Annotated in this window: 23 protein-coding genes; 8 read left to right on the plus strand and 15 right to left on the minus strand. The window is 58.1% G+C overall.

The genetic code is table 11. The features are described 5' to 3' along the window. Positions 1-31: 31 nt before the first annotated feature. The 8 genes from rseP to rpsB form a co-directional block, all read right to left on the minus strand. Positions 32-1,381 carry a sigma E protease regulator RseP gene (rseP, locus tag E7738_RS10370; protein WP_058759530.1) on the minus strand — a complete coding sequence of 450 codons (1,350 nt, stop codon included), beginning with the start codon at positions 1,379-1,381 and terminating at the stop codon, positions 32-34. Positions 1,382-1,393: 12 nt separating this feature from the next. Next, the gene (cdsA, locus tag E7738_RS10375; RefSeq protein WP_010616187.1) at positions 1,394-2,251 is read right to left on the minus strand and encodes a phosphatidate cytidylyltransferase; all 858 of its coding nucleotides are present in this window, start codon (positions 2,249-2,251) and stop codon (positions 1,394-1,396) included. 18 nt (positions 2,252-2,269) lie between these two features. After that, positions 2,270-3,022, minus strand: a complete 753-nt coding sequence (ispU, locus tag E7738_RS10380) for a (2E,6E)-farnesyl-diphosphate-specific ditrans,polycis-undecaprenyl-diphosphate synthase (protein ID WP_021507486.1) — start codon at positions 3,020-3,022, stop codon at positions 2,270-2,272. A 165-nt stretch (positions 3,023-3,187) separates the two neighbouring features. Then, positions 3,188-4,390, minus strand: a complete 1,203-nt coding sequence (ispC, locus tag E7738_RS10385) for a 1-deoxy-D-xylulose-5-phosphate reductoisomerase (protein ID WP_058774798.1) — start codon at positions 4,388-4,390, stop codon at positions 3,188-3,190. Positions 4,391-4,505: 115 nt separating this feature from the next. Next, the gene (gene frr, locus E7738_RS10390; protein ID WP_394515599.1) at positions 4,506-5,063 is read right to left on the minus strand and encodes a ribosome recycling factor; all 558 of its coding nucleotides are present in this window, start codon (positions 5,061-5,063) and stop codon (positions 4,506-4,508) included. A gap of 148 nt (positions 5,064-5,211) precedes the next feature. Then, entirely contained in the window at positions 5,212-5,937 is a 726-nt protein-coding gene (gene pyrH / locus E7738_RS10395; RefSeq protein ID WP_010616191.1) for a UMP kinase, read from the minus strand. A 153-nt stretch (positions 5,938-6,090) separates the two neighbouring features. Further along, entirely contained in the window at positions 6,091-6,942 is an 852-nt protein-coding gene (tsf, locus tag E7738_RS10400; RefSeq protein ID WP_058759527.1) for a translation elongation factor Ts, read from the minus strand. A gap of 180 nt (positions 6,943-7,122) precedes the next feature. Continuing rightward, complete coding sequence (gene rpsB, locus E7738_RS10405; protein ID WP_031279692.1) at positions 7,123-7,842, minus strand: 30S ribosomal protein S2; 720 nt, start codon at positions 7,840-7,842, stop codon at positions 7,123-7,125. A 317-nt stretch (positions 7,843-8,159) separates the two neighbouring features. Between rpsB and map the strand changes: the two genes are divergently transcribed. The 4 genes from map (at position 8,160) to E7738_RS10425 (ending at position 13,490) form a co-directional block, all read left to right on the plus strand. Next, positions 8,160-8,954, plus strand: a complete 795-nt coding sequence (gene map / locus E7738_RS10410; RefSeq protein WP_021507491.1) for a type I methionyl aminopeptidase — start codon at positions 8,160-8,162, stop codon at positions 8,952-8,954. A 197-nt stretch (positions 8,955-9,151) separates the two neighbouring features. Beyond that, positions 9,152-11,806: a bifunctional uridylyltransferase/uridylyl-removing protein GlnD gene (glnD, locus tag E7738_RS10415; RefSeq protein ID WP_021507492.1), complete on the plus strand. Its 2,655-nt coding sequence runs from the start codon at positions 9,152-9,154 to the stop codon at positions 11,804-11,806. A gap of 172 nt (positions 11,807-11,978) precedes the next feature. Continuing rightward, positions 11,979-12,803: a 2,3,4,5-tetrahydropyridine-2,6-dicarboxylate N-succinyltransferase gene (gene dapD, locus E7738_RS10420; protein ID WP_021507493.1), complete on the plus strand. Its 825-nt coding sequence runs from the start codon at positions 11,979-11,981 to the stop codon at positions 12,801-12,803. Positions 12,804-13,097: 294 nt separating this feature from the next. Beyond that, positions 13,098-13,490 (plus strand): DUF3461 family protein, encoded by a 393-nt coding sequence (locus E7738_RS10425; RefSeq protein ID WP_010616197.1) that lies wholly within the window; start codon positions 13,098-13,100, stop codon positions 13,488-13,490. A 38-nt stretch (positions 13,491-13,528) separates the two neighbouring features. Here E7738_RS10425 and E7738_RS10430 read toward each other — a convergent pair whose 3' ends face one another. The 3 genes from E7738_RS10430 to dgt all read right to left on the minus strand — a co-directional run bounded on the left by E7738_RS10430 (position 13,529) and on the right by dgt (position 17,957). Further along, positions 13,529-14,686, minus strand: coding sequence for a CdaR family transcriptional regulator (locus E7738_RS10430; RefSeq protein ID WP_021507495.1), 1,158 nt, complete (start codon positions 14,684-14,686; stop codon positions 13,529-13,531). Positions 14,687-14,887: 201 nt separating this feature from the next. Continuing rightward, the gene (gene degP / locus E7738_RS10435) at positions 14,888-16,327 is read right to left on the minus strand and encodes a serine endoprotease DegP (protein ID WP_058759526.1); all 1,440 of its coding nucleotides are present in this window, start codon (positions 16,325-16,327) and stop codon (positions 14,888-14,890) included. Positions 16,328-16,463: 136 nt separating this feature from the next. Continuing rightward, positions 16,464-17,957, minus strand: coding sequence for a dGTPase (gene dgt / locus E7738_RS10440; RefSeq protein ID WP_021507497.1), 1,494 nt, complete (start codon positions 17,955-17,957; stop codon positions 16,464-16,466). A 98-nt stretch (positions 17,958-18,055) separates the two neighbouring features. Between dgt and mtnN the strand changes: the two genes are divergently transcribed. From mtnN to E7738_RS10455, 3 genes are all read left to right on the plus strand, one after another. Further along, complete coding sequence (gene mtnN / locus E7738_RS10445; protein ID WP_021507498.1) at positions 18,056-18,754, plus strand: 5'-methylthioadenosine/S-adenosylhomocysteine nucleosidase; 699 nt, start codon at positions 18,056-18,058, stop codon at positions 18,752-18,754. After that, positions 18,747-19,553, plus strand: coding sequence for a vitamin B12 ABC transporter substrate-binding protein BtuF (btuF, locus tag E7738_RS10450; protein WP_058770588.1), 807 nt, complete (start codon positions 18,747-18,749; stop codon positions 19,551-19,553). Before mtnN ends, btuF begins: the two co-directional genes overlap by 8 nt. Before the next feature lie 106 nt (positions 19,554-19,659). Further along, positions 19,660-19,911 carry a hypothetical protein gene (locus E7738_RS10455; protein ID WP_058780468.1) on the plus strand — a complete coding sequence of 84 codons (252 nt, stop codon included), beginning with the start codon at positions 19,660-19,662 and terminating at the stop codon, positions 19,909-19,911. Positions 19,912-19,944: 33 nt separating this feature from the next. Here the strand turns inward: E7738_RS10455 and erpA are convergent, their stop codons facing one another. Next, positions 19,945-20,292: an iron-sulfur cluster insertion protein ErpA gene (erpA, locus tag E7738_RS10460; RefSeq protein ID WP_021507501.1), complete on the minus strand. Its 348-nt coding sequence runs from the start codon at positions 20,290-20,292 to the stop codon at positions 19,945-19,947. A 221-nt stretch (positions 20,293-20,513) separates the two neighbouring features. Between erpA and hemL the strand changes: the two genes are divergently transcribed. Then, positions 20,514-21,794, plus strand: coding sequence for a glutamate-1-semialdehyde 2,1-aminomutase (gene hemL / locus E7738_RS10465; RefSeq protein WP_021507502.1), 1,281 nt, complete (start codon positions 20,514-20,516; stop codon positions 21,792-21,794). Positions 21,795-21,829: 35 nt separating this feature from the next. Here the strand turns inward: hemL and fhuB are convergent, their stop codons facing one another. Genes fhuB through fhuC form a run of 3 tightly spaced genes read right to left on the minus strand, consistent with a single transcriptional unit; the run spans position 21,830 to position 25,488 of the window. After that, complete coding sequence (fhuB, locus tag E7738_RS10470; protein WP_394515600.1) at positions 21,830-23,806, minus strand: Fe(3+)-hydroxamate ABC transporter permease FhuB; 1,977 nt, start codon at positions 23,804-23,806, stop codon at positions 21,830-21,832. Continuing rightward, positions 23,806-24,684, minus strand: coding sequence for a Fe(3+)-hydroxamate ABC transporter substrate-binding protein FhuD (gene fhuD / locus E7738_RS10475; RefSeq protein ID WP_125308835.1), 879 nt, complete (start codon positions 24,682-24,684; stop codon positions 23,806-23,808). The genes fhuB and fhuD overlap by 1 nt, the downstream gene beginning before the upstream one ends. 9 nt (positions 24,685-24,693) lie before the next feature. Then, positions 24,694-25,488, minus strand: coding sequence for a Fe3+-hydroxamate ABC transporter ATP-binding protein FhuC (fhuC, locus tag E7738_RS10480; RefSeq protein ID WP_088516628.1), 795 nt, complete (start codon positions 25,486-25,488; stop codon positions 24,694-24,696). Between the last annotated feature and the right edge of the window lie 10 nt (positions 25,489-25,498).

Raw genomic sequence — 25,498 nt, forward strand, 5'->3', positions numbered from 1 at the left:
ACACATCCCGCGCCTGTCTGCGTTCCAGCGATTACAGGCGAGAGAAATCATTGAAAAGTGCAAGCCCCATTAAAAGCACCAGCAAAATTGAGCCGATGCGATAACTGAAGTCCTGAACTCGCTCGGACACCGGTCCACCTTTGATCTTTTCGATCGCCAGAAAGAGCAGATGTCCACCATCTAAAACCGGCAGAGGGAACAGATTGATGATCCCTAAGTTGACGCTAATCAGCGCGAGGAACATCAGGTAATAAATCACCCCATATTCAGCTGATAATCCGGCACCCTGCGCAATCGAAATTGGCCCGCTCAGGTTATTCAGCTTGACGTCCCCGGTTATCAACTTGCCCAGCATCGAAACCGTCAGCTTCATCAGTTGCCAGGTTTTGACACCGGCTTCACCAATCGCGGCGAAAGGTCCGTACTGTTTTACCGTTTTGTACTCATCCGGCAGCGGGATAACACGCGGGATTACCCCGGCAAAACCTTCCGCTGCGTTGCCCGGTTTCGCTTCCGGCGTTAGCGTCAGCGTTAACGGTTCACCGTTACGCTCAACCTCCAGCGCCATGTTTTTTCCAGGATTATCCCGAACCTGAGCCGCAAAAACCTGCCATTGCGTTAATGGCTGACCATCGACTTTAACGATCCTGTCGCCGGCTTGCAAACCGGCAGCACTTGCCGGTGAACGCGCCTGCACTTCTGCCAGCGTGGTTTCGATTTGCGGCCCGCGCGGTCGAATGCCTAAAGCGACCACCGGGTCCTGTTTGTCCGGTTCAAATTGCCAGTCACGCAGATTGAGCTGCTTCTGCTGCGTCGCCTGCTGACCAAACTGTGACACGGTCAGCGTGGCGCTGCTGTCGCCGATTTTACCGATCAGCGCCAGGCGCACAGCATCCCAGTCAGGCGTTTCGATACCGTCAACCGCTTTAAGTTCCATGCCGGAGGTAATTTGCGCTTCTGCCGCGACGGAACCGCTCATAATTTCGCCGACCACCGGGCGAACACCCGGCACCCCATGGATGAACACCACCCAGTAGGCGAACACGGCAAAGATGAAATTGGCGATGGGACCGGCGGCAATGATTGAGGCACGCTGCAGCACGGTTTTATTGTTGAAGGCCTGATGACGCAGCTCAGCGGGCACGCTCTCAACGCGCTCGTCGAGCATTTTGACGTAGCCACCGAGCGGAATCAGCGCGATCACGTATTCCGTGCCCTGACGGTCAGTGCGACGCCACAGGGCTTTGCCGAAACCGATCGAGAAGCGTTCTACTTTGACACCGCAGCGACGCGCCACCCAGAAGTGGCCGAACTCGTGCACCGTAATCAGCACGCCGAGCGCCACGATAAAGGCGACAAAACTCCAGAGTATGCTCAACATCGTCGCTTATCCTCAGAGGGTGCGGAACACCAGCAGCAGCAGGCAGGCAAATACCGGCACCGCGGCTGTCAGGCTATCAATGCGATCGAGGATACCACCGTGCCCCGGAATCAGGTTACCGCTGTCTTTGATACCGGCTTCACGTTTGAACATACTTTCCGTGAGATCGCCCAGCACGGAGGCCAGCGTGGCAATCACGGCGCAGATAATCAGCGTGCCCGGCGCCACCGACAGCGGGGCCAGCAGCGCAAACAGCCAGGCGATAATCGCCGATGACAGCAGTCCGCCAAAGAAGCCTTCCCAGGTTTTGCCCGGCGAGACTTTTGGCGCCAGCTTATGCTTGCCGAACAGACGACCAAACATGTAAGCACCAGAATCCGCGCCCCAGACGAGGAACATCACGAACAGCAGCCACCAGGCGCCGGCGAAATGGTCGGTGTCATAGTGATACTGGCGCAGCGCCATCATGCCCCAGAAGAACGGCACCACGGTCAGCACGCCAAACAGCAGGCGCAGCGGACGCGATGCGCGCCACAGCGCAGCCGAGGCCGGATAAAACAGCACGAGAAACAGCGCGACAATCCACCAGCCCAGCGAGGCCCAGAGCGAGCTCTCCATCTGGAACTGGTGCAGATTACGTTGATAGGGTTGCAGGGTGAACAGCATCACCGCCAGCAGCAGGCCGCATAGCACCGCCAGCCAGATACGCTGCTGACGCGTTGCCATCCCCGCCAGCTGCCCCCACTCCCAGGCGGCAAGCATGCAGATGATGATGGTGGTAATCGCAAAACCGGACAGCGGCAACCAAAACAGAGCAGCGATCACCAGCGGAATCAGAATAAACGCGGTGATCAGACGAGACTTCAGCAAAGGTTACCCCCAGGTTGCTCAGGCGCCGCCTGGTGCAGCGCCGCCATAGCGTCGCTCCCGCAGAGAGAATGCATTCAGTGCACCTTCAAAAACGTGTTCATCAAAATCAGGCCAGAGAACATCGGTAAACCAAAACTCAGCATAGGCGATCTGCCACAGCAGGAAGTTGCTGATCCGATGCTCTCCCCCGGTCCTTATCACTAAATCCACCGGCGCTTGCTCCTGCATACACAGATGCGGAGCCAGACTTTCTTCAGTTATCTGGTCAGGACGTAGCAGTCCTTCCTGAACCTGTTCAGCCAGTTTTTTTACACCCTGGATAATATCCCAACGGCCGCCATAGTTGGCAGCAATGTTGAGGGTGAGTCCATCATTTTGCTGAGTCAGTTCCTCGGCGCGGCGAATGCGTTCCTGAATGCGGTTATTGAAACGGCTGATATCACCAATAATGCGCAGACGCACATTGTGCTTGTGCAGGCTTTTGACTTCGCTGTCGAGCGCCCAGACAAACAATTCCATTAAGGCCGTCACTTCCTGTACCGGTCGGCTCCAGTTTTCACTGCTGAACGCATAGAGCGTGAGCGCTTCCAGCTTGTTGCTGACCGCAAAGCTGACGGCCCGGCGTACTGATTTTACCCCGGCTTTGTGGCCTGAAATACGCAGTTTGCCCTGATTTTTTGCCCAGCGACCATTACCATCCATAATGATGGCCACGTGACGTGGCGTGCAGTACGACCCGTCATCGATTGTATTGTGATTGTTGGACGACATAACGCGTAATAATTCCTTTCATCAGAAATGCTGTGGTTTCTGAATACATTGCGCCTGCGGCAAACGCCGGAAACTTCACCGGATGACATCGAAACAATGTCGGGCCGTAAAACGCGAGCGAGCGACTATACCATTTTCACCCTGAGCGAACAAATAGCGCCACTATCAACCGGCTAAACGAAAGCGCGGCAGCAACGCCGTGGCCCGCACGCGTGCAATCCGATCAATCTCCATCACGTCATCCACGCTGCCCGGCTCCTGACACTGCAGGGTTGCCAGCACTTCACTGTTGATGGCCGCGATATCGGTAAAGCGAATCTGATGCTGCAGAAATGCCGCTACCGCGACTTCATTGGCTGCGTTCAGCGTGGTGGTGGCCGCCTGTCCGGTTGCGCATGCATCGATTGCCAGCTTCAGGCAGGGATAGCGTGCGTAGTCCGGCTCAGCAAACGTCAGCGCCTTCATTCGGGTGAAATCAAGCGGCGTTACGCCTGCGGTAATACGTGCCGGCCAGGCCATGCTGTGGGCGATTGGCGTGCGCATATCGGGTGAACCCAGCTGTGCCAGCACGCTACCGTCGCAGTATCGCACCATGGAGTGAATCACCGACTGCGGATGCAGGATGACCTCCATTTGTGCGTCGGTGGCGTTAAACAGCCAGCGGGCTTCAATGTATTCAAGACCTTTATTCATCATGGTGGCCGAATCAACGGAGATTTTACGCCCCATTGACCAGTTCGGATGCGCACAGGCCTGATCTGGCGACATAGCGGCCAGCTCGGCTAATGGCGTGTCACGAAAAGGACCACCCGATCCCGTAAGGAGAATCGACTCGATGCCATTCTCCCGCAGATCAGCGTACCCCAACTGATGCTGTATGGAAGCGGGCAAACTCTGAAAAATGGCGTTGTGCTCGCTGTCAACCGGCAGCAACTGCGCCTGATGCTGGCGCACCGCCTCCATAAACAAACGGCCGCATGTGACAAGCGATTCTTTATTGGCAAGCAGGACGGTTTTGCCGGCGCGAATGGCGGCCAGCGTCGGTTGTAAACCGGAAGCGCCCACAATGGCGGCCATCACCTGATCGACCTCGTCCAGCGCGGCCAGTTCGCAGGCGGCCTGAACGCCGGAGAGCACTTCCGTATCGATGTTGAGTGCTTTCAGTCGTTCACGCAGCGCCGCAGCGGAAGCGTCGTCGGACATCGCCGCATAGCGCGGTTTAAATTGCTGACACTGTTCGGCCATCAGCGCCACATTCTGACCGGCCACCAGCGCAGTCACCTGATAGCGTTCAGGATGCGCCGCCACTACCGCCAGCGTGCTGGTGCCAATTGAGCCGGTCGAACCCAGCAGAGTTAATCGCTTCATGGTGCTGTCCCTGTGAAGTCGTGGTGCGCGCCCGCGCGTACGCCGGGCACAATGTAAAACGCCGCCAGAGTCGTACTACGTCTCTGAACGGCGTTTTGTCAGGCAAATGACGGAATCAGAATTCCATCAGTTCCTTCTCTTTCTCGGCCAGCGCCGCATCAACGTGCTTGATGCGAGCGTCGGTCATTTTCTGGATCTCGTCCTGCGAGCGACGTTCGTCGTCTTCGCTGATCTCTTTGTCTTTCAGCAGCGCCTTGATCTTGTCGTTCGCGTCACGGCGCACGTTGCGCACGGAAACACGGCCCTGCTCGGCTTCGCCACGCACAACCTTGATCAGATCTTTACGACGCTCTTCGGTCAGCGCAGGCAGTGGAACACGAATGTCGCTACCGGCTGAGCTTGGGTTGAGGCCGAGGTCAGAAGCCATGATGGCTTTCTCGACTGCCGGACCCATTGAGCGATCGAACACGTTGATTTTCAGCGTGCGTGAATCTTCAACGGTGACGCTGGCCAGCTGACGCAGCGGCGTTGGCGTACCGTAATATTCCACAACGATGCCGTCGAGCAGTGAAGGCGAAGCACGACCGGTGCGCACTTTGCTGATGGTGTTTTTGAATGCTTCCACGCATTTGTCCATGCGCGTTTCAGCATCTTTTTTAATATCGTTAATCACGTTGAAACCCTTGGATTCGGTTTGACCTGGCCACTTCCGGACGCAGCGGAACGGAAACGGTATCGATAAACATCGATCATCCTGAATGCTGCGCGACAGCAGTGCAGCGCGCCAACAGAATATACCTTATTTTATCCTGCGTCGGGTATTAATGCGTAATCAGGGTGCCTTCTTTTTCACCCATCACCACGCGACGCAGCGCGCCAGGCTTGTTCATATTGAAGACGCGGATCGGCAGTTGATGGTCGCGCGCCAGCGTAAAGGCGGCCAGATCCATCACTTTCAGCTCTTTTTCCAGCACTTCACCGTAGGTCAGCTGTTCGTACAGCGTGGCATCCGGATTTTTCACCGGGTCGGCTGAGTAGACGCCGTCGACCTTGGTGGCTTTCAGTACCACGTCCGCTTCGATTTCGATGCCGCGCAGGCAGGCCGCTGAGTCGGTGGTAAAGAACGGGTTGCCGGTACCGGCAGAGAAGATCACCACGCGGTTATTGCGCAGCAGGCTGATGGCTTCTGCCCAGCTGTAGTTATCACACACGCCGTTCAGCGGAATCGCCGACATCAGGCGCGCGTTAACGTACGCACGATGCAGTGCGTCACGCATTGCCAGGCCGTTCATCACGGTCGCCAGCATCCCCATGTGGTCGCCGACCACGCGGTTCATACCTGCCTGCGCCAGACCCGCGCCACGGAACAGGTTACCGCCACCAATTACCACACCCACCTGAATGCCCAGCTCAACCAGCTCTTTCACCTCTTGCGCCATACGGTCAAGCACGCTCGCGTCGATACCAAAACCTTCGGCACCCTGCAGTGCTTCGCCGCTCAGTTTCAGTAAGATACGTTGATATACAGGTTTTGCGTTGGTCGCCATGGTCAATTCTTCCTGGAAGATAAGATGAATGAGAAGTTAAATCTGATCGATCATCCGCTTAGCGCGTGAGAAAAGCTATTGGGATGAGACTGAAAATTGCTGCGCCAAAACGCAGACAAAAAAGAACCGCCTCTCGGCGGTTCCTGCAAACCATTAAGACTGTTTGGACATGGCAGCAACTTCGGCTGCAAAGTCAGATTCGACTTTCTCAATGCCTTCGCCCACTTCGAAGCGGATGAAGTTGATCACGTCAGCGCCTTTCTCTTTCAGCGCCTGACCAACAGTTTTGCTCGGATCGATAACGAAAGCCTGACCGGTCAGAGAGACTTCGCCGGTGAATTTCTTCATACGGCCTTCAACCATCTTCTCAGCGATCTCTTTTGGCTTGCCAGACTGCATCGCGATGTCCAGCTGAACCTGGTACTCTTTCTCAACCACGTCAGCAGAAACGTCTTCTGGCTTCACGAACTCTGGCTTGCTGGCAGCAACGTGCATAGCAATCTGCTTGCTCAGCTCTTCATCAGCGCCGGTGGTAGAAACCAGTACGCCGATACGTGCGCCGTGCAGATAGCCGTTCAGCTCAGCACCTTCGAGGACAGCAACACGACGGATGTTGATGTTCTCACCGATTTTCGCAACCAGTGCCACGCGCTCTTCTTCGAACTGCGCTTTCAGAACTTCCACATCAGTCACTTTACCGGCAGCTGCAGCGTCCAGCACTTTGTCAGCAAAGGCCTGGAAACCGGCATCTTTTGCCACGAAGTCAGTCTGGCAGTTCACTTCCAGAATCACGCCATAGTCGCCAGCGATTTTGGTTTTGATCACGCCGTCAGCAGCCACGTTGCCTGCTTTCTTAGCAGCTTTGATCGCACCAGACTTACGCATGTTCTCGATCGCCAGCTCAATGTCGCCGTTCGCTTCGGTCAGCGCTTTTTTGCAGTCCATCATGCCTGCGCCAGTACGCTCGCGCAGTTCTTTTACCAGTGCAGCGGTAATTTCAGCCATTCCAGAATCCTCGATTCGTCTCGCAGTGCTTTCACACTGTCAGAAACTTGTTGCGGAAAATTTACTTGCCCCGCCAGCCCGAACAGGGTGCGTGACTAAGTGAGATAAATAAAGGGGCCTTCACGGCCCCTTAACAGATCACATCTGATGTCTAAGGGCTCTCAGAAAGAGCGAACCTTATTAAGCTTCAGCAGCTTCTTCAGCCTGCTCAGCCAGGTCCTGTGAACGGCCTTCGCGCACGGTAGTGGCAACGGCAGTCAGGTACAGGCTTACAGCACGGATCGCATCGTCGTTACCTGGGATAACGAAATCAACGCCGTCTGGATCAGAGTTAGTATCAACGATAGCAAATACCGGGATACCCAGGTTGTTTGCTTCTTTGATTGCGATGTGTTCGTGGTCAGCGTCAACAACGAACAGTGCATCCGGCAGACCGCCCATATCTTTGATACCGCCCAGGCTGTTTTCCAGCTTGGCCAGCTCACGAGCACGCATCAGTGCTTCTTTCTTGGTCAGTTTGTCGAAAGTACCGTCCTGAGACTGAGTTTCCAGATCTTTCAGGCGTTTGATTGACTGACGAACGGTTTTCCAGTTGGTCAGCATACCACCCAGCCAGCGGTGGTTAACGAAGAACTGGTCGCAGCTCAGTGCAGACTCTTTTACCGCTTCGGCAGCAGCGCGCTTGGTACCAACAAACAGAATCTTACCTTTACGGGAAGAGATCTTGTTCAGCTCAGCCAGGGCTTCGTTGAACATTGGTACGGTTTTCTCAAGGTTGATGATGTGAACTTTGTTACGCGCACCGAAAATGAATGGCTTCATTTTTGGGTTCCAGTAACGGGTCTGGTGACCGAAGTGAACACCAGCCTTGAGCATGTCGCGCATGGAAACAGTTGCCATGATTACCTCTAAAAGTTTGTTTGGGGTTGGGCCTCCATGTATCCCATACAACCGACCTCTTACGAGGCACCCCGGCGTACGTGTCGATACATGTGTGTTTTAGTACACATAATGAGATTTATGCGTTTCCTGCCCTCTCATACGAGGTGACAGAGAATCGTCGGCGCGCTTTATACCACAATGCGCAGGAATACGCCAACAGTTGTTAGCATGAGCGGCAGGCTGTAATCCCGATTTGGCAGCCCATTTGCTGACTGCTAACATGACTGCCACAGAACTCATTATTGTCGAAAATTGCGGCGATTGCGGATTATTTAATGGCCATTTCAATCAAAACCCCAGAAGAAATCGAAAAAATGCGCGTGGCGGGCCGTCTGGCTGCAGAAGTGCTGGAGATGATCGCTCCGCACGTCGTGCCAGGCGTCACCACCGGCGAGCTTGACCGTCTGTGCCACCAGCACATCACCGAAAAGCAGCAGGCCATTTCAGCCTGTCTCGGCTACCACGGTTTCCCGAAATCAGTGTGTATTTCGGTCAACGAAGTGGTATGTCACGGTATTCCCAGCGACGATCGCGTGCTGAAAGACGGGGATATCGTTAACGTCGACGTCACGGTGATCAAAGATGAATACCATGGCGATACGTCAAAGATGTTCATCGTCGGCAAACCGACGATTCAGGGCGAGCGCCTGTGCCGGGTTACGCAGGAGAGCCTGTACATTGCGCTGCGTCTGGTGAAGCCGGGCATTCGCCTGCGTGAACTGGGCCGGGCGATTCAGAAATACGTGGAAGCACAGGATTTTTCCGTGGTCCGCGAGTATTGCGGACACGGCATCGGTAAAGGCTTCCATGAAGAGCCGCAGGTGCTGCATTACGATGCCGACGACAGCGGCGTGGTGCTGCAGGCTGGCATGACATTTACCGTCGAACCGATGGTAAACGCCGGTGATTATCGCATCCGCACCATGAAAGATGGCTGGACGGTGAAAACCAAAGATCGCAGCTTGTCCGCACAGTACGAGCATACTATTGTGGTGACGGAAAACGGCTGTGAGATCCTGACGCTGCGCGCCGACGACACTATTCCAGCGGTGCTGGAAAACAACGCGTAACGCTCGTCATCAGGATAACAGGCCGGCTCAAAACGAACGCCTGTCAGTTTAGGTTCACCCATCCCTGCACCTCCCGTAGCGGCGCCATCAGTTGCGCGTTAACCCGCGCCGCTACTGCGGTGATGTCACGGACGGTGGCTAACTGAACGGCATTACGGCGTTAAGCCCGCTTTTTATGGCGCAGAAGAGGCATGTTGATGAGTGGTAGCGTGACCGAAGCAGTACACAAAGGCCTGACCGATTCCCCCGCCAGCTGGCCAGACGACGCGCTGACGCGCGACAAACTCAAACAGTATCTTGAACAGTTCCAGCAGCATCTGGGCAGCGCTTTTGACGCAGGCAGCGATATCGAATCGCTGATTGATGCGCGCACGCTGTTTATCGATCGCCTGCTGCGCCGGCTGTGGCGGCTGTTTGGCTTTGACCAGATGAAAGAGATCGCGCTGGTGGCGGTGGGCGGCTATGGCCGCGGCGAGCTGCATCCGCTGTCGGACATCGACGTGCTGATCCTGAGCCGTCAGCCACTGGACGAAGCTGCCGCGCAGCGCACGTCAGAACTGCTGACGCTGATGTGGGATCTCAAGCTGGAGGTCGGCCACAGCGTACGCACGCTGGAAGAGTGTCTGCTGGAGGGCTTGTCGGATCTCACCGTCGCCACCAACCTGATTGAGTCGCGCATGCTGACCGGCGACGTGGCGCTGTTTCTCGAACTGCAAAAGAATATCTTCAGCGACGGTTTCTGGCCGTCGTCACGCTTCTTCGCCGCCAAAATTGAGGAGCAGCTGGAACGCCATCAGCGCTATCACGGCACCAGCTACAACCTCGAACCGGATATCAAAAGCAGCCCGGGCGGGCTGCGCGACATTCATACTCTGCAGTGGGTCGCGCGCCGCCACTTTGGCGCCACCACCATGGATGAGATGGTCGGCTTTGGCTTTCTCACTGAAGCCGAACGCAATGAAATCAATGAGTGCCAGGAATTTCTCTGGCGCATCCGTTTCGCGCTGCACCTGACGCTGCCGCGCTACGATAACCGCTTACTGTTCGATCGCCAGCTCAACGTGGCACAGCGCCTCAACTATGGCGGTGAAGGCAATGAGCCGGTTGAGCGCATGATGAAAGATTTCTATCGCGTCACGCGCCGTATCGGCGAGCTGAACCAGATGCTGCTGCAGCTGTTTGACGAAGCCATTCTGGCGCTGTCGACCACCGAGAAGCCGCGCAGCATTGATGAGGATTTTCAGCTGCGCGGTAATCTGATTGACCTGCGCGATCCCACGCTGTTTGAGCGCGAGCCGCAGGCGATTCTGCGCATGTTTTACGTGATGGTGCGTAACGAAACCATCACCGGCATCTATTCCACCACGCTGCGCCAGCTGCGCTACGCCCGCCGTCATCTGCAACAGCCGCTGTGTCAGATCCCCGAAGCGCGCCGCACCTTTATGGCGATTCTGCGCCATCCAGGCGCGGTAAAGCGCGCGCTGCTGCCGATGCATCGCCACAGCGTACTGTGGGCCTATACGCCGCTGTGGGGCAACATTGTCGGCCAGATGCAGTTCGACCTGTTCCACGCCTACACCGTGGATGAGCACACCATCCGCGTGTTGCAGAAGCTGGAAAGTTTTGCCGACGAAGCCACGCGCCCGATGCACCCACTGTGCGTCGAGCTGTGGCCGCGTCTGCCGCAGCCGGAGCTGCTGCTGATGGCCGCGCTGCTGCACGATATCGCCAAAGGGCGCGGTGGTGACCACTCGATTCTTGGCGCGCAGGACGCGCTGGACTTTGCTGAGCTGCACGGCCTCAATTCACGCGAAATGCAGCTGGTGGCGTGGCTGGTGCGTCATCACCTGCTGATGTCGGTGACTGCTCAGCGTCGCGACATTCAGGATCCCACGGTGATTCAGCAGTTTGCTGAAGTGATGCAAAATGAAAACCGGCTGCGCTATCTGGCCTGCCTGACGGTTGCCGACATCTGTGCCACCAATGAAAGCCTGTGGAACAGCTGGAAACAGAGCCTGCTACGTGAGTTGTTCTTCGCCACCGAAAAACAGCTGCGCCGCGGTATGGAGAACAGCCCGGATCTGCGCGAGCGCGTGCGTCATCACCGGCTGCAGGCGCTGGCGCTGCTGCGCATGGAAAATCTCAACGAAGAGCGCCTGCACCATATCTGGAGCCGCTGCCGTGCCGACTACTTCCTGCGCCATACGCCCAACCAGCTGGCGTGGCACGCGCGGCATCTGATCAATCATGACCTTAGCAAACCGCTGGTGCTGGTAAGCCCGCAGGCTACGCGCGGCGGCACCGAGATCTTCATCTGGAGCCCGGATCGCCCTTACCTGTTTGCCGCCGTAGCCGGAGAGCTCGACCGCCGTAATCTGAGCGTGCACGATGCGCAGATCTTTACCAGCCGCGACGGTATGGCCATGGACACCTTTATTGTGCTGGAGCCGGACGGCAGTCCGCTGGCAGCAGATCGCCATCCGCTGATTATCCAGGCGCTGGAGCAGGCGATCACGCAAACGCAGTGGGTGCCACCGCGTACGCGCCGGCCGTCGTCACGTCTGAAACACTTCAGCGTCGATACCGAAGTCAACTTTTTGCCCACCCATACCGACCGCCGCAGCTATCTGGAGCTGGTGGCGCTGGACCAGCCAGGTTTGCTGGCGCGCGTGGGCGAAGTGTTTGCTGACCTCGGCGTTTCGCTGCACGGCGCCCGCATCAGTACCATCGGCGAACGGGTGGAGGATTTGTTCATCCTTGCCAACAGCGAACGACGTGCGCTGGATGCCGAAATGCGCTCCGTGCTGCAACAACGGTTGACAGAGGTACTTAATCCAAACGATAAAATGTGACCCGGCTTCCATTCTTCACGTTGCCGATGCATTGGCCTGGTGACCCGGCCCATCCGTGGATCTCGCTCCGATAGGCGCGCCACCGTTCTGCAGCATGAAGGATGTTTGCCTGATAATTTTACTCTGCACGCCAGCTGGCGTGCATCCGCAATGACAGACTCAGGAATTAAATATGCAACAGTTACAGAGCGTTATCGAATCTGCCTTTGAACGCCGCGCCGACATTACGCCGACCAGCGTGGACAGCGCCACCCGTGAAGCGATCAACCAGGTGATTGGCCTGCTGGACAGCGGTGAACTGCGCGTGTCAGAAAAGATCAACGGCGAATGGGTAACGCATCAGTGGCTGAAAAAAGCGGTACTGCTGTCGTTCCGTATCAACGACAACCAGGTGATCGACGGGGCAGAGACCCGCTTCTACGACAAAGTGCCGATGAAATTTGCCGGCTGGGATGAAGCGCGCTTTAAAAGCGCCGGCTTCCGCGTCGTGCCACCGGCCGCAGTGCGTCAGGGTGCATTCATCGCGCGCAACACCGTGCTGATGCCGTCCTATGTCAACATCGGTGCGTATGTCGATGAAGGCACCATGGTTGACACCTGGGCCACCGTCGGCTCCTGTGCGCAGATTGGTAAAAACGTGCACCTGTCCGGCGGCGTCGGCATCGGCGGCGTACTGGAACCGCTGCAGGCCAATCCAACCATCATCGAAGATAACTGCTTTATCGGTGCCCGTTCCGAGATCGTTGAAGGCGTGATCGTCGAAGAAGGTTCGGTGATCTCTATGGGCGTTTACATCGGCCAGAGCACCAAAATTTATGACCGCGAAACCGGTGAAGTGCACTACGGCCGCGTACCGGCGGGTTCGGTGGTGGTTTCCGGTAACCTGCCGTCTAAAGACGGTAGCTACAGCCTGTACTGTGCGGTGATCGTGAAGAAAGTCGACGCGAAAACGCTGGCAAAAACCGGCATCAACGAACTGCTGCGTACCATCGATTAAGTTTTTTCTTCCCGCGTATTTTTATACCCACGGGCCTGTATTCAGGCCCGTCATTTTTTCTTTACACTCCTGCCGCTATTACCTGTTTCGCGCCGCGAATTAACAGGTGCGTTTGTTTTTCAAACAGGTCATAATCCGCGCCAGTTAACTCCGGTCGCGCACTGTTCATCCCGGTTTTTGTGTCTACAGTTGATTAAGTATGCCGTAAGCGTTCGGTTCGTTGCGCTTATTACGCAGCCGAATGATGATGATAATCCTGCGCGCTCACTCACTCTCAGATGGAATATAAACGCTATGTACGACAACCTGAAAAGCTTAGGTATCAGCAATCCTGAAGACATTGACCGCTACAGCCTGCGTCAGGAAGCCAACAACGACATCCTGAAAATCTACTTCCGCAAAGACAAGGGCGAGTTCTTCGCCAAAAGCGTGAAGTTCAAATACCCGCGTCAGCGCAAAACCGTGGTGGCCGATCACACCACCCAGGGTTATAAAGAGATTCAGGAAATCAGCCCTAACCTGCGTTACGTGATCGACGAACTGGATCAGATCTGCCAGCGCGATCAGGTAGAAGTGGATCTGAAGCGCAAAATCCTCGCCGATCTGCGCCATCTGGAGAACGTGGTGTCGAACAAAATCGCCGAAATCGAATCCGATCTCGATCAGCTGACCCGCAACGGTCGCTAATTCCCGCCGCTTCTCAGGCCAGCCACTGCTGGCCTTTTTTATGCCTGCTCATCAAGCTGCAGCGCCACATACAGCAGCAGCCGATCGTCAAAGTTCGCCAGATTAAGGCCGGTCAGTTCCGAGATGCGGTTCAGGCGGTACTCCAGCGTATTGCGATGAATAAACAGCGCGCGCGCCGTGGCGCTCGGCTGCACGTTATGGCTGAACCACGCAACCAGCGTGCGCCGCAGCAAACCGTTATTGTCCATGCTCTTCAGCTTTGCCAGCGGACGTGCCAGCTCGCTGGCCTGCCAGCCGCCGCGCAGGCTATCCAGCAGCACTGGCAGCACCAGATCCTGATAGAAGAAGCTCCGCTGCTGCGGCATGCGCTGTTTGCCCACCATCATGGTAGTGCGGGCGGTGCGGTAAGAGCGCGCAATGCTGCCGGGCCCGGTAAAGAAATTGCCGAGCGCGATGCGCATCCGCACCTGACCGCTCTCTTTCATGCGCTGCAGCAGTTGATCGACGCGGCGGCGATGATCGTCCTGATCGTAACGGCCATGGGCATTCAGCGCTGGCTTCAGCACCACCATTTCGGTGAGCGAAACAATGGCGATCAGGTTGTCGCGATCGGGCGTGGTCAGCAGCGTCTGTAATTGCTGCAGCTCCGACATCGCGCTATCGACTCCCAGCTGTCCGCTATCCACTTCAACCACCGCCACCACGCGCGGCTGATTGAGATCGATGCCCAGTCGCTGCGCCCATTCGTTCAGCGCTGGCGACAGCGTATCGCTGCGGATCAGGTTCAGCACCAGCTCCTCACGCAGGCGGCTGTCCTGCGCCAGCATATGCAGCAGGCGCGCCTGTTCCAGCATCATCTCTGCCGTCATGCACACCAGCTCGCCGTAATGGCGTAACGTGCTGGGCTGGCCGGTCAGGCCAATCACGCCGACGATGTCGCCGTCAATGCGCAACGGCAAATTGATGCCCGGCCGCACGCCGTGCAGGTGTTTAGCCACCGCTTCGTCAATATCAACCACCCTGCCCTGTGACAGCACCAGCAGCGCGCCCTCGTGCAATTCGCCAATACGCTCGCGATCGCCACTGCCAATAATGCGGCCGCGCGCATCCATCACATTGACATTACTGTCGATAATTTTCATGGTGCGGGCAACGATATCCTGAGCCAGTCGCGCATCAAGATGATAGGTGGCCATCAAACACTCCAGAATTCGGGACGAACCGACAGAATACGCATCCCGATTGCCCCTGGCATTGTGCAACTGCACATAGCCGCAGGGTGATTACCGGAATTGCGGCAGCGGTCACACTGGGAAGGCACAGATGACTGGGGGCGCAGCAGCATACAGGCAATAAAAAAGGCGAGCCGCAGCTCGCCTGAGAGACCAATAAAAGGATTACTGCATCAGCAGATAGAGGCTGCTGTCGCCGCGCTTGACGTTGAGCGCCAGCACCGACGGTTTGGTGTCGAGGATTTTACGCAGCTCGCCAAGGTTGCTTACCGCCTGCTGGTTCACACCGAGGATCACATCGCCTTTCTTCAGGCCGATACGTGCCGCTGCGCTGCCGGCTTTCACGCTGTCAACGCGCACGCCCTTCTGGCCGTTGCTGTCGACGTTGCTGAGATCGGCGCCTTCAATGCCGGTGTAAATCGTCGCGGACTGCACTTTATCCTGTGAGCTCTGCTGCAGCTCAACCGTCACGTTCAGCGGTTTGCCGTCGCGCAGCAGGCCCAGCTGCAGTTTGGTGCCGACCGGCAGCGAGCCGACTTCCGCACGCAGCGCAGCAAAGCTGGTCAGCGCTTTACCGTTCATAGAGACCACCACATCGCCCGCTTTCACGCCGGCTTTCGCCGCCGCGGAGTTTGGCAGCACCTGGCTGACAAAGGCGCCGCGCTGCGCATCCACTTTCATCGCTTTAGCCAGCTCGGAGTTGAGCTCGGTGCCCATAATGCCCAGCTCGCCGCGTTTCACCTGGCCATACTCCACCATCTGCGCGGTCAGGTTTTTCACCATGGAACTCGGGATGGCAAAGCCAATGCCGATGTTGCCGCCGTCCGGTGCCAGGATCGCGGTGTTGATACCGATCAGCTCACCGTTGAGGTTAACCAGCGCACCGCCGGAGTTACCGCGGTTGATCGCCGCATCGGTCTGAATAAAGTTTTCGTAGTTTTCAACGTTAAGGCCGCTGCGCCCCAGCGCCGAGACAATACCGGAGGTGACCGTTTCGCCCAGGCCGTACGGGTTACCGATGGCCACGGTGTAATCACCGACGCGCAGATTGTCGGAGTCTGCGATCTTAATTGCCGTCAGGTTTTTCGCATCCTGCAGCTGGATCAGCGCGATGTCAGACTGCGGATCTTTGCCGATGACCTTAGCATCGTAGCGACGGCCATCGCTCAGCTGTACCTGAATTTTGGTGGCGTTATCTACCACGTGGTTGTTGGTCACCACATAGCCTTTGTCGGCGTTGATGATTACCCCAGAACCGAGCGCGCGGAACTGCTGCTTCTGCGCGTTGGCGCCATCGTCGCTACCGTCACCGCCGCCGCCCTGGCACATGGGTGAACCCTGGAACGGCGATCCGTCCTGACAGAACGGGGAATTATCGCCAAAGAATTGCTGGAACTGCTGCGGCATGCGCGGGGTTTTTACCGTGGTGCTGCCTTCCACGCTGATACTGACCACGGAAGGCATCACTTTTTCCAGCATCGGTGCCAGGCTGGGCAGTTGCTGACTGGAGGAAGACGCTGTCTCCGCCGCGAAAACACTGACAGGGCTTAACGCCATGCCCAGACTAAGCGCCAGCGCACTTAACATTAATGTGCTTTTTTTCATTCGTCTGTGTCTCTCTGAAATTAACGTGCAGACCATTGCTGTGGTCGTGATGATGAGATTAAGTTTTTAGCGCGAAGTTCCTGATAAAGTATTGGGCAAAGGTAAAAATTTATTCTTCGTCTTTACAAAACTGCGCTTATTCCACCGCCATCAACCGACGATACTCATCCCAGGCGTAATTGTCCGTCATCCCGCTGATATAGTCCTGAATCAGCCGCGAGCGATAATAACGTTCCCATAACAATCGCTGATATTTATGCTGCACCACCAGGTTACGCATCTGTTGCTGATAAGCTTTGCGATGTTTACCGGAAAGTTTATGAAACAGTCGGGTTTCAATCGGATGTTTCGCAAGAAAATCCTCATTCATTAACGTGGTAAACTGTTCATAATCGAGCTGCATCAGCGACTGATAAATTTCCAGTAATCCTTTAATGACCCGATAACCCTGTAATTCCAGCTGCTCAACTTCAGGGTGATTAAACACCTGCTGGCGCGCCACGGTTTTAAATAATTTTAACAGGCGCCCTTCATCACCGTCGTCTTCCAGCAGCGCATGGTTAAAGTTGCCGGCAAAAATGGCAGGTAAATTATCAACAAAGCGGCGCACCGCATGGCTGACCAGCACGCTCTGGACGTTAACCCGCAGCGACATGAAAAATTGATCGCTAATACTGCGACGCTTTTTCTGATTGGCCTCTTTCCACGCTTCATTAATGGTGCGGCTGAACGCGTCGCCGGGTTTCACCGGGCCCCAGGCGTTGAGCAAAGAATGATAGAGCGTATCGACGGTGAAGATGTCTTTTTCTACGGCGTCATCAAGGTCGGCAATACAATAGGAGATATCGTCAGCCGCTTCCATTATCCAGGTCAGCGGATAACGGTGGTGCTCAGGTATATCCGTTGCCGCGCGGAGATCGGCCACATATTCACGCTCAGATAAATAGAAACCCGGCTTTTTCATTAATACGCTGAACTCCGCCGGCTTATCGCCCTGCCACCACGCCGGCGCGGTGTATTTTAAAATACACGCTACCTGCGCATAGCTAAGATTTAGCTGCAGCAGGGTATGTACCAGCCGAATGGCCTGCGCATTCCCTTCGAAATGGCACAAATCCTGACGAATCATTGCATTTAACCGGTCGAAATCGGCACGCTGCGCGTCATCCGCCACGCCCGCCACCAGCGGATCCACCAGTTCGGCCGGCAGGTTGTCATCAAACCAGTCATTGATCGCCGCTTCACCAAAATGGCCAAACGGCGGGTTGCCGACGTCGTGCAGCAGGCAGGCCATCTCCACCAGGCTCTCGACCGCGCCCTCAAAGCCATCGAGGCCGTAAGCCGCCAGCCCACCGCCCTGGGTTTTCAGCGTATGCAGAATCTCTTTGGTGATGTAACGCCCGGTTTGCTGCACCTCAAGCGAATGGGTCAGGCGCGAGCGCACGGCCGCATTCCGCTCCAGCGGAAACACCTGGGTTTTTTGTTGCAGACGGCGAATCGCGGCAGAATTAATAATGCGTCCACGATCGCTTTCAAAATGGCGGGTAATAAAGTATTCGCCTTCGGGATCTTTGCGGCTGGTATAAGGGCGGGTGAAACTGATCTTCTTCCTGAAATTGATCGTCGCCATTGTTACCCCTTATTTTTTCCTGAATTGATCCCCATTGAGCCATGTTAGACTATGCCTCACTTTAGCCTTATACATCCATAACTACAGCGAGATTCTTTATGAAAGCAGGCATTATTGGCGCGATGGAGCAGGAAGTCACACTGCTGCGTGACAAAATTGAAAACCGTCAGACGCTGACGCTGGCCGGCTGCGAAATTTACACCGGTACGCTCAACGGCGTTGAGGTGGCTCTGCTGAAATCGGGCATCGGCAAAACCGCGGCGGCGCTGGGTACCACGCTGCTGCTGGAGCTGTGCAAACCGGATCTGGTGATCAACACCGGTTCCGCAGGCGGTCTGGCGCCAACATTGCAGGTGGGCGATATCGTGGTGTCCGATGAAGTGCGTTATCACGATGCCGATGTCACCGCTTTTGGCTATGAGCCTGGTCAGATGGCGGGCTGCCCGGCGGCGTTTGTCGCGGACAGCGCGCTGATTGCCGCCGCAGAGCAGGTGATCAAACAGCTGGATCTCAACGCGGTGCGCGGTCTGGTGGTCAGCGGTGACGCCTTTATTAATGGCGCCGCACCGCTGGAGCGTATCCGCAGCACCTTCCCGCAGGCGATTGCGGTAGAGATGGAAGCCACGGCGATTGGTCACGTTTGCCATCAATTTAAGGTGCCGTTCGTGGTGGTACGCGCTATTTCTGACGTGGCCGATAAAGCGTCGCATCTGAGTTTCGAAGAGTTCCTCAGCGTGGCGGCTAAACAGTCGTCGCTGATGGTGGAAAACCTGCTGGCTCAGCTGGCGCGTGGCTAAATATCTGCTGCTCGGGCTGTGGCTGCTGTGCCACAGCCTGCTGGCCGCACCGCGCGTCATTACCCTGTCGCCGCATCTCACTGAACTGGCGTTTGCCGCCGGCATCACGCCGGTGGCGGTGAGCGCCTGGTCAGACTATCCCGCCGCTGCTCGCCAGCTGGAGCAGGTGGCAAACTGGCAGGGCATTCGCGTTGAACGCATTGTGCAGCTCAGACCGGATGTGGTACTGGCCTGGCGCGGCGGCAATCCGCTGCGCCAGGTGGAGCAGCTGCAGCGTCTGGGCATCCATGTGGAATGGATCGATCCGCAATCACTCGACCAGATGATTGACGCGCTGGCGGCGCTGCAGCGCTGGAGCCCACAGCCCCAGCGGGCCACCGCGGCCGCACAGGCGTTACACCAGCAGCTGCAGACACTGCGTCAGCGCTATCAGCAGCAAACGCCGGTGCCGCTGTTTCTGCAGTTTGGCCAGCAGCCGCTGTTTACCGCCGCGCGCAGCACGCTGCAGAATGAGGTCATCACCCTGTGCGGCGGTCGCAATATCTTTGCTGACAGCAGTGTGAGCTGGCCTCAGGTGAGCCGGGAGCAGGTGCTGACGCGGCACCCGCAGGCGATTGTCACTGGCGGTGATGCCAGCCGCGCCGCCAGCGTCGCGCGCTTCTGGCAGCCGCAGCTTAACGTGCCGGTGATTGCGCTTAACGATGACTGGCTGAGCCGGCCGGGTCCGCGCCTGCTGCTGGCAGCAAAACAATTGTGCGAAGCTTTACATCCGACGAAAAATAAAGCATCACCAGACTAAAGATTCGACAATTCATGTCGAAAATCAAATAACAAGGCACAGCGGCCACGTATGCTCTGTGCCCTTTTAGCGCGTAGCGCACTTTTGACATCACCAGGATTTCACCATGACCAGAGCGCTGCTGCTGGCCATAGGGCTGATCGTGGCTGCACCGATCGGTGCGGCAACCACCACGGGCTCTATCGCCGTCTCGCTAACGATTTTCTCCCGCTGCGATATCTCACGCCCGAGTGAGCAGACGCTGCCGTCTGTTGACTGCGGCCGACATTTCAGCGCGCAGCCGCGCGTGACACAAAGCGTATTGAACCGCGATGCGATGCGCCGTGAAACGGCTCGCTTAGTGACGATTGAGTGGTAAATCATGGCTGCCAGAACGGCAGCCAGCCCAGCATCAGATGCTGAAAGAGGAGCCGCAGCCGCAGGTGGTTTTGGCGTTGGGATTGGTCACGATAAAGCGGGAACCTTCCAGACCTTCGGTGTAGTCAACCGATCCGCCCACCAGATACTGCAGGCTCATCGGGTCAACCACCAGCGCCACACCCTGCTTCTCGATGGTCATGTCGCCGTCATTCATCTGATCGTCAAAAGTAAAACCATACTGGAAGCCACTGCAGCCCCCGCCGGTGATATATACGCGCAGTTTCAGCGCCGGATTCTCTTCATCCGCAATCAGGTTTTTTACTTTTTTCGCTGCTGCATCGGTGAACTGCAGAGGCAGCGCGGCTACGTCGTCACTCATCTTTTACTCCGGGTAAACGTCCAGGTCAGAAAACGACCTCAATTTCGCTATTATCTGCCAGCCGTCCAGTGCAATCAAGTAGCGCCCTTGACACTGTGTGCCGCCAGTTATGGCATAAAGTATAGCAATGTCGCAGGCGCAAGCGGCCGCGCGCCTTTCTTCAACGGCCGCTCTTCCGTAGAATGGCGCCAGATTTTTTCCAGAACAGCAGGAGCCGAACCATGAGTAAGTCAGAAAACCTGTATGCCGAAGCACAACGCCTGATCCCGGGCGGCGTGAACTCCCCGGTGCGTGCCTTTACCGGTGTGGGCGGCGTGCCGCTGTTCATCGAACGCGCCGACGGTGCCTATCTGTATGATGCCGATGGCAAAGCCTATATCGATTACGTCGGCTCCTGGGGGCCGATGGTGCTGGGCCACAATAACGCCACCATACGCAATGCGGTGATCGAAGCCGCCGCGCGCGGCCTGAGTTTTGGCGCGCCGACCGAGATGGAAGTGAAGATGGCCGAGCTGGTGTGCGAGCTGGTGCCGAGCATGGACATGGTGCGTATGGTTAACTCCGGCACCGAAGCCACCATGAGCGCCATCCGCCTGGCGCGCGGTTTCACCCAGCGTGACAAAATCATCAAATTTGAGGGCTGCTACCACGGCCACGCTGACTGCCTGCTGGTGAAAGCCGGTTCCGGTGCGCTGACCCTCGGCCAGCCCAACTCGCCGGGCGTGCCGGCGGATTTCGCCCGTCACACCCTGACCTGCACCTATAACGATCTCGACTCGGTGCGCGCGGCGTTTGAGCAGTATCCGCAAGAGATCGCCTGTATCATCGTCGAACCGGTGGCAGGCAACATGAACTGCATCCCGCCGCAGCCGGAATTCCTGCCGGGCCTGCGTGCGCTGTGTGATGAGTTTGGCGCGCTGCTGATTATTGATGAAGTGATGACCGGCTTCCGCGTGGCGCTGGGCGGTGCCCAGGCGTATTACGACGTTACGCCAGACCTAACCTGCCTCGGTAAGATCATCGGCGGCGGTATGCCGGTTGGCGCTTTTGGCGGCCGCCGCGAAGTGATGGCCGCGCTGGCTCCCACCGGCCCGGTGTATCAGGCGGGCACGCTGTCCGGCAACCCGATTGCCATGGCCGCCGGTTTTGCCTGCCTGTCGCAGATTGCGCAGCCTGGCACCCATGCGACCTTAACCGCGCTCACCGACCAGCTGTGTGCTGGCCTGCTGGCGGCGGCAGAGGCGGAAAATATCCCGCTGGTGGTGAACCACGTCGGTGGCATGTTCGGTATTTTCTTCACCGACGCCGACAGTGTAACCTGCTACGCCGACGTGACGAAGTGCGATGTGGAGCGCTTTAAGCGTTTCTTCCATCTGATGCTGCAGGAAGGTGTTTACCTCGCGCCATCGGCCTATGAGGCCGGCTTTATGTCACTGGCGCACAGCCAGGAAGATATTCAGCGCACCGTCGATGCCGCACGCCGCTGCTTCGCGCAGCTGTAAACCTGCCGGGGCGCCATTGATAGCGCCCCGCTTCACTAAGCGCGCCTTAGCAGCCAGATAAAATACGGCGCGCCGAAGAAGGTCGCCATCAGGCCTGCCGGGATTTGATCCGGGAAGGCCAGCATACGGCCGCACCAGTCGGCGAACACCAGCAGGCACCCGCCGAGCAGGCCAGCCATCAGCAATTGCGGCAGCGCGCGACGGAAGCCGAGCATACGCACAATATGCGGCGCCATCAGGCCAATAAAACTCAGCGGACCGATAGTGAGCGTCGCGGTGGCAGTCAGCGCGGCCGCCAGCAACAGCAGGCCGAAGCGCGATCGGTTCAGCGCCATGCCGGCTGAGCGCGCCGTGGCACTGCCGAGCGGCAGCAGCGTCAGCCAGCGGCTGGCCAGCGGTGCCAGCGCCACCAGTATCATGCCCACAACAGCACTCTGCAGCGCCTGCGTCATTGAGATGTTGTACGTCGAACCGGAAATCCAGCTCAGCAGCCCGGCCATGCGCGGATCGCCGCTCGCCAGCAACACCATCAGTAACGTGACGAACGCACTGTTCAGCGCCATTCCGGCCAGCAGCATGCGTTCCGGTGCAAAACCGCCGCGGCTGGCCACCAGCATAATCACCAGCAGCGTCAGCGCGGCACCCAGCACGCCGGCAGGCAGCAGCCAGGCGACCGCGTTGCCGGGCACAAAGAACAGCATGACCACCACCCCGCAGGCCGCTCCGGAGCTGATGCCCAGCACTTCCGGACTGGCCATTGGATTACCGGTCAGGCGCTGAATCAGCACCCCGGCGACGCCCAGCATCGTGCCGACCACCAGCGCCGCCAGCACGCGCGGCACGCGCCACGGCAGCAGCTGTTGCAGCATGTCGCCGCTGACCCACGTCCAGCCGTGTGCGTCGCGCCCAAACGCGATGCCCGCCAGACTGCACAGCGCCAGAATCATCACGCCCGCCAGACACCAGCGCAGCACGGCCTGCCGCTCCTGCGGCACTGTGTCGCCGGCATTCATCGCCGGCGGCAGCGAGCCCGTGCGCAGACGCGGCAGCAGCCACAGCAGAATCGGCACGCCAATCAGCGCGGTAGCCGTCCCGGTTGACACTTCACGCCAGTGCGCGGTCAGCCACAGCACGCACTGATCGGCCAGCCACAGCAGCAGTGCGCCAATCAGCGGCGCCAGCAGCAAGCGGCTAAGCAGACGACGCGCCCCCAGCATCTTCGCCAGCAGCGGCGCGAACAGCCCAATAAAGCCGATGATACCGGCGACGTTAACCAGCTGCGCACTGAGCAGGATCGCCAGCGCCAGCGCGGCAATGCGCGCTGCCGACAGCGCCAGACCGAGGTTTTTTGCCACGCCATCATCCAGCCCCATCAACGTCAGCGGACGCAACAGCGCCAGCGCCAGTGCGAACGCCAGCAGCAGGCGCGGCCACAGCAGCGCCACGTTGTGGCCGTCGAGCTGGTTCAGCGCGCCGGTGCTCCACAGAAACATGTTTTGCAGCTGATCGTGATTGAAGATGGCAAAGATTTGATTAACCGCGCCGGCATACAGGCTCAGTACCAGACCGGCCAGGATCAGCGTCACCGGCGACAGACGCTTGCCCCAGGCGATGCCAAACACCAGCACGCCGACCAGCACCGCCCCGCCCATCGCGGCAAACTGCTGCCTCAGCTCCCCGCCCGGCAGCTGCCACAGAGTGGCGACGGTCAGGCCAAGCTGCGCGCCGGAAGAGACGCCCAGCGTGGTCGGCTCCGCCAGCGGATTGCGCAGCACCTGCTGAAACAGCAGGCCCGCGAGGCCAAGTCCGGCCCCGACCAGCAGCGCCAGCGCCAGCCGCGACAGCAGGCTGTAGTGGAACACCACCTGACGGATGTTATCGATATCCGGCGCGAACATCGCCTGCTGCCACTGCGCCAGCGGCAGCGCCTGGCGCAGGTTGATAAACGTGAGCGCCAGCGCCAGTAAACTGAGCACGCTGAGCAGCGCGACGGGAAACAGACGGTTGCGCATCAGTGCGACTCCAGCGCGCGTTCCAGCACGCGAATAAATTTGATGGCTGAGTAAGTGGCGCCGTAGTACCACACCGCCGGCACCCGCCGGAAACGGCCTGAACGGACAAACGGCAGCGCCTGCCACAGTGCGCTTTGCGTCACCTGCTGCATATCGCGTTCGTTATCGTGATCGAAGCAGATCACCTCAACGTCACCGACCTCCGCCAGCCGCTCCAGCCCGACCACCGCACTGCCCCAGAAGTTGGTTTCGCCCTGCCAGGCATTGCGCAGGCCAAGCTGCTCCATCACCTCGAGGAACAGGCTGCCTTTACCGAAGGTAATGGCGTGACGCGGATCCATCAGCGACATCAGCAGCAGCGGACGCTGCGCCCATGGACGTAACCGCTCACGCGCGGCCGCCACTTCACCATCCACCCAGTGCAAATGGGCCTGAGCCTGCGCTTCAAGGCCAAGCCGGGCACCCAGCGCATGCAGCGATTTGCGCGCGGTGGTGAACGGTTTGCCATCGCCGCTGTTGAGGTCAAAGCCCATCGTCGGCGCAATGCGCTCCAGCTTGTCGACCGCCGGGCCGTAACCGTTGGAGTGCAGGATCAGCGACGGTGCCAGCTGGGTCATCAGTTCCAGATTGGGTTCGGTGCGTAAGCCGAGATCGAGGGTGCCGGCCGGCAAGACCGGGTCACCCACCCAGATGGCGTAGTTGTGCAGATCGGCCACGCCGAGCGGGGCGACGCCGAGCGCCATCAGCAACTCCACCGGCAGCCACTCCAGCGCCAGGATGCGCTGGCTGTCCGGCGGCGCGGCGCGCAGCGGTGCAAGGTTCATCAGCGGTGAGAGCGCCAGCGCGGTCAGCAGACGGCGACGGGAAATGTCGAACATCACGAGGCCTCAGTAGACAAAGCTGACGGGCGCGCCGCCCTGCGGATGCGGCAGAATGCCCATCGGAATGCCATAAATATCACCCAGCACCCCGGCCTGCATAATCGCTTCCGGTCCGCCTTGCGCGATCACTTCGCCCGCGCGCAGCGCTACCAGCCGGTCACAGTAGCGAGCCGCCATGTTGAGATCGTGCAATACCGCTATCACCGTCAGGCCGCGTTCGTGGCTGAGGCGCTGAATCAGCGCCAGCACATCAACCTGATGAGCGATATCCAGCGCCGACGTGGGTTCGTCCAGCAGCAGACAGCGGCTGTTCTGCGCCACCAGCATCGCCAGCCACGCACGCTGACGCTCGCCGCCGGACAGGCTGTCCACCAGCCGCCCGGCGAAGGGTTTCAGTCCAACCAGCGCAATCGCCTCGTCTACCCGATCGCGATCTTCCTGGCCGTAGCGCCCCAGCGCACCGTGCCACGGATAGCGCCCAATCGCCACCAGCTCGCGCACCGTCATGCCCTCCGCCGCAGGCAGCTGCTGCGGCAGATAGGCTACCTGACGTGCAAAAGCTTTACTGCTCCAGGTATCAACCGCCTCACCGTTCAACATCACGCGCCCTTCGCTGGCGGCATGGTGACGGCCGAGCATCTTCAGCAGCGTGGATTTACCGGAACCGTTATGCCCGATCAGCGCGGTGACTTTGCCCGGGGCGAAAGTCAGCGACAGCGGATGCAGCAGCGTGCGGCCCGGTACACGGAAGCTGACGTTTTCCAGTGAAAAGGTGGTTTCTGCGTGGTGCGGATGCTGCATGATAATCCCT

This window comes from Pantoea sp. SGAir0430 (assembly GCF_043549295.1).

Bases quoted from the DNA above. Each gene is read 5' to 3' on its own strand.
- rseP (WP_058759530.1), bottom strand. From the start codon at position 1,381: ATGTTGAGCATACTCTGGAGTTTTGTCGCCTTTATCGTGGCGCTCGGC.
- ispU (WP_021507486.1), bottom strand. From the start codon at position 3,022: ATGTCGTCCAACAATCACAATACAATCGATGACGGGTCGTACTGCACG.
- ispC (WP_058774798.1), bottom strand. From the start codon at position 4,390: ATGAAGCGATTAACTCTGCTGGGTTCGACCGGCTCAATTGGCACCAGC.
- pyrH (WP_010616191.1), bottom strand. From the start codon at position 5,937: ATGGCGACCAACGCAAAACCTGTATATCAACGTATCTTACTGAAACTG.
- tsf (WP_058759527.1), bottom strand. From the start codon at position 6,942: ATGGCTGAAATTACCGCTGCACTGGTAAAAGAACTGCGCGAGCGTACT.
- rpsB (WP_031279692.1), bottom strand. From the start codon at position 7,842: ATGGCAACTGTTTCCATGCGCGACATGCTCAAGGCTGGTGTTCACTTC.
- map (WP_021507491.1), top strand. From the start codon at position 8,160: ATGGCCATTTCAATCAAAACCCCAGAAGAAATCGAAAAAATGCGCGTG.
- glnD (WP_021507492.1), top strand. From the start codon at position 9,152: ATGAGTGGTAGCGTGACCGAAGCAGTACACAAAGGCCTGACCGATTCC.
- dapD (WP_021507493.1), top strand. From the start codon at position 11,979: ATGCAACAGTTACAGAGCGTTATCGAATCTGCCTTTGAACGCCGCGCC.
- E7738_RS10425 (WP_010616197.1), top strand. From the start codon at position 13,098: ATGTACGACAACCTGAAAAGCTTAGGTATCAGCAATCCTGAAGACATT.
- E7738_RS10430 (WP_021507495.1), bottom strand. From the start codon at position 14,686: ATGGCCACCTATCATCTTGATGCGCGACTGGCTCAGGATATCGTTGCC.
- degP (WP_058759526.1), bottom strand. From the start codon at position 16,327: ATGAAAAAAAGCACATTAATGTTAAGTGCGCTGGCGCTTAGTCTGGGC.
- dgt (WP_021507497.1), bottom strand. From the start codon at position 17,957: ATGGCGACGATCAATTTCAGGAAGAAGATCAGTTTCACCCGCCCTTAT.
- mtnN (WP_021507498.1), top strand. From the start codon at position 18,056: ATGAAAGCAGGCATTATTGGCGCGATGGAGCAGGAAGTCACACTGCTG.
- E7738_RS10455 (WP_058780468.1), top strand. From the start codon at position 19,660: ATGACCAGAGCGCTGCTGCTGGCCATAGGGCTGATCGTGGCTGCACCG.
- erpA (WP_021507501.1), bottom strand. From the start codon at position 20,292: ATGAGTGACGACGTAGCCGCGCTGCCTCTGCAGTTCACCGATGCAGCA.
- hemL (WP_021507502.1), top strand. From the start codon at position 20,514: ATGAGTAAGTCAGAAAACCTGTATGCCGAAGCACAACGCCTGATCCCG.
- fhuB (WP_394515600.1), bottom strand. From the start codon at position 23,806: ATGCGCAACCGTCTGTTTCCCGTCGCGCTGCTCAGCGTGCTCAGTTTA.
- fhuD (WP_125308835.1), bottom strand. From the start codon at position 24,684: ATGTTCGACATTTCCCGTCGCCGTCTGCTGACCGCGCTGGCGCTCTCA.
- fhuC (WP_088516628.1), bottom strand. From the start codon at position 25,488: ATGCAGCATCCGCACCACGCAGAAACCACCTTTTCACTGGAAAACGTC.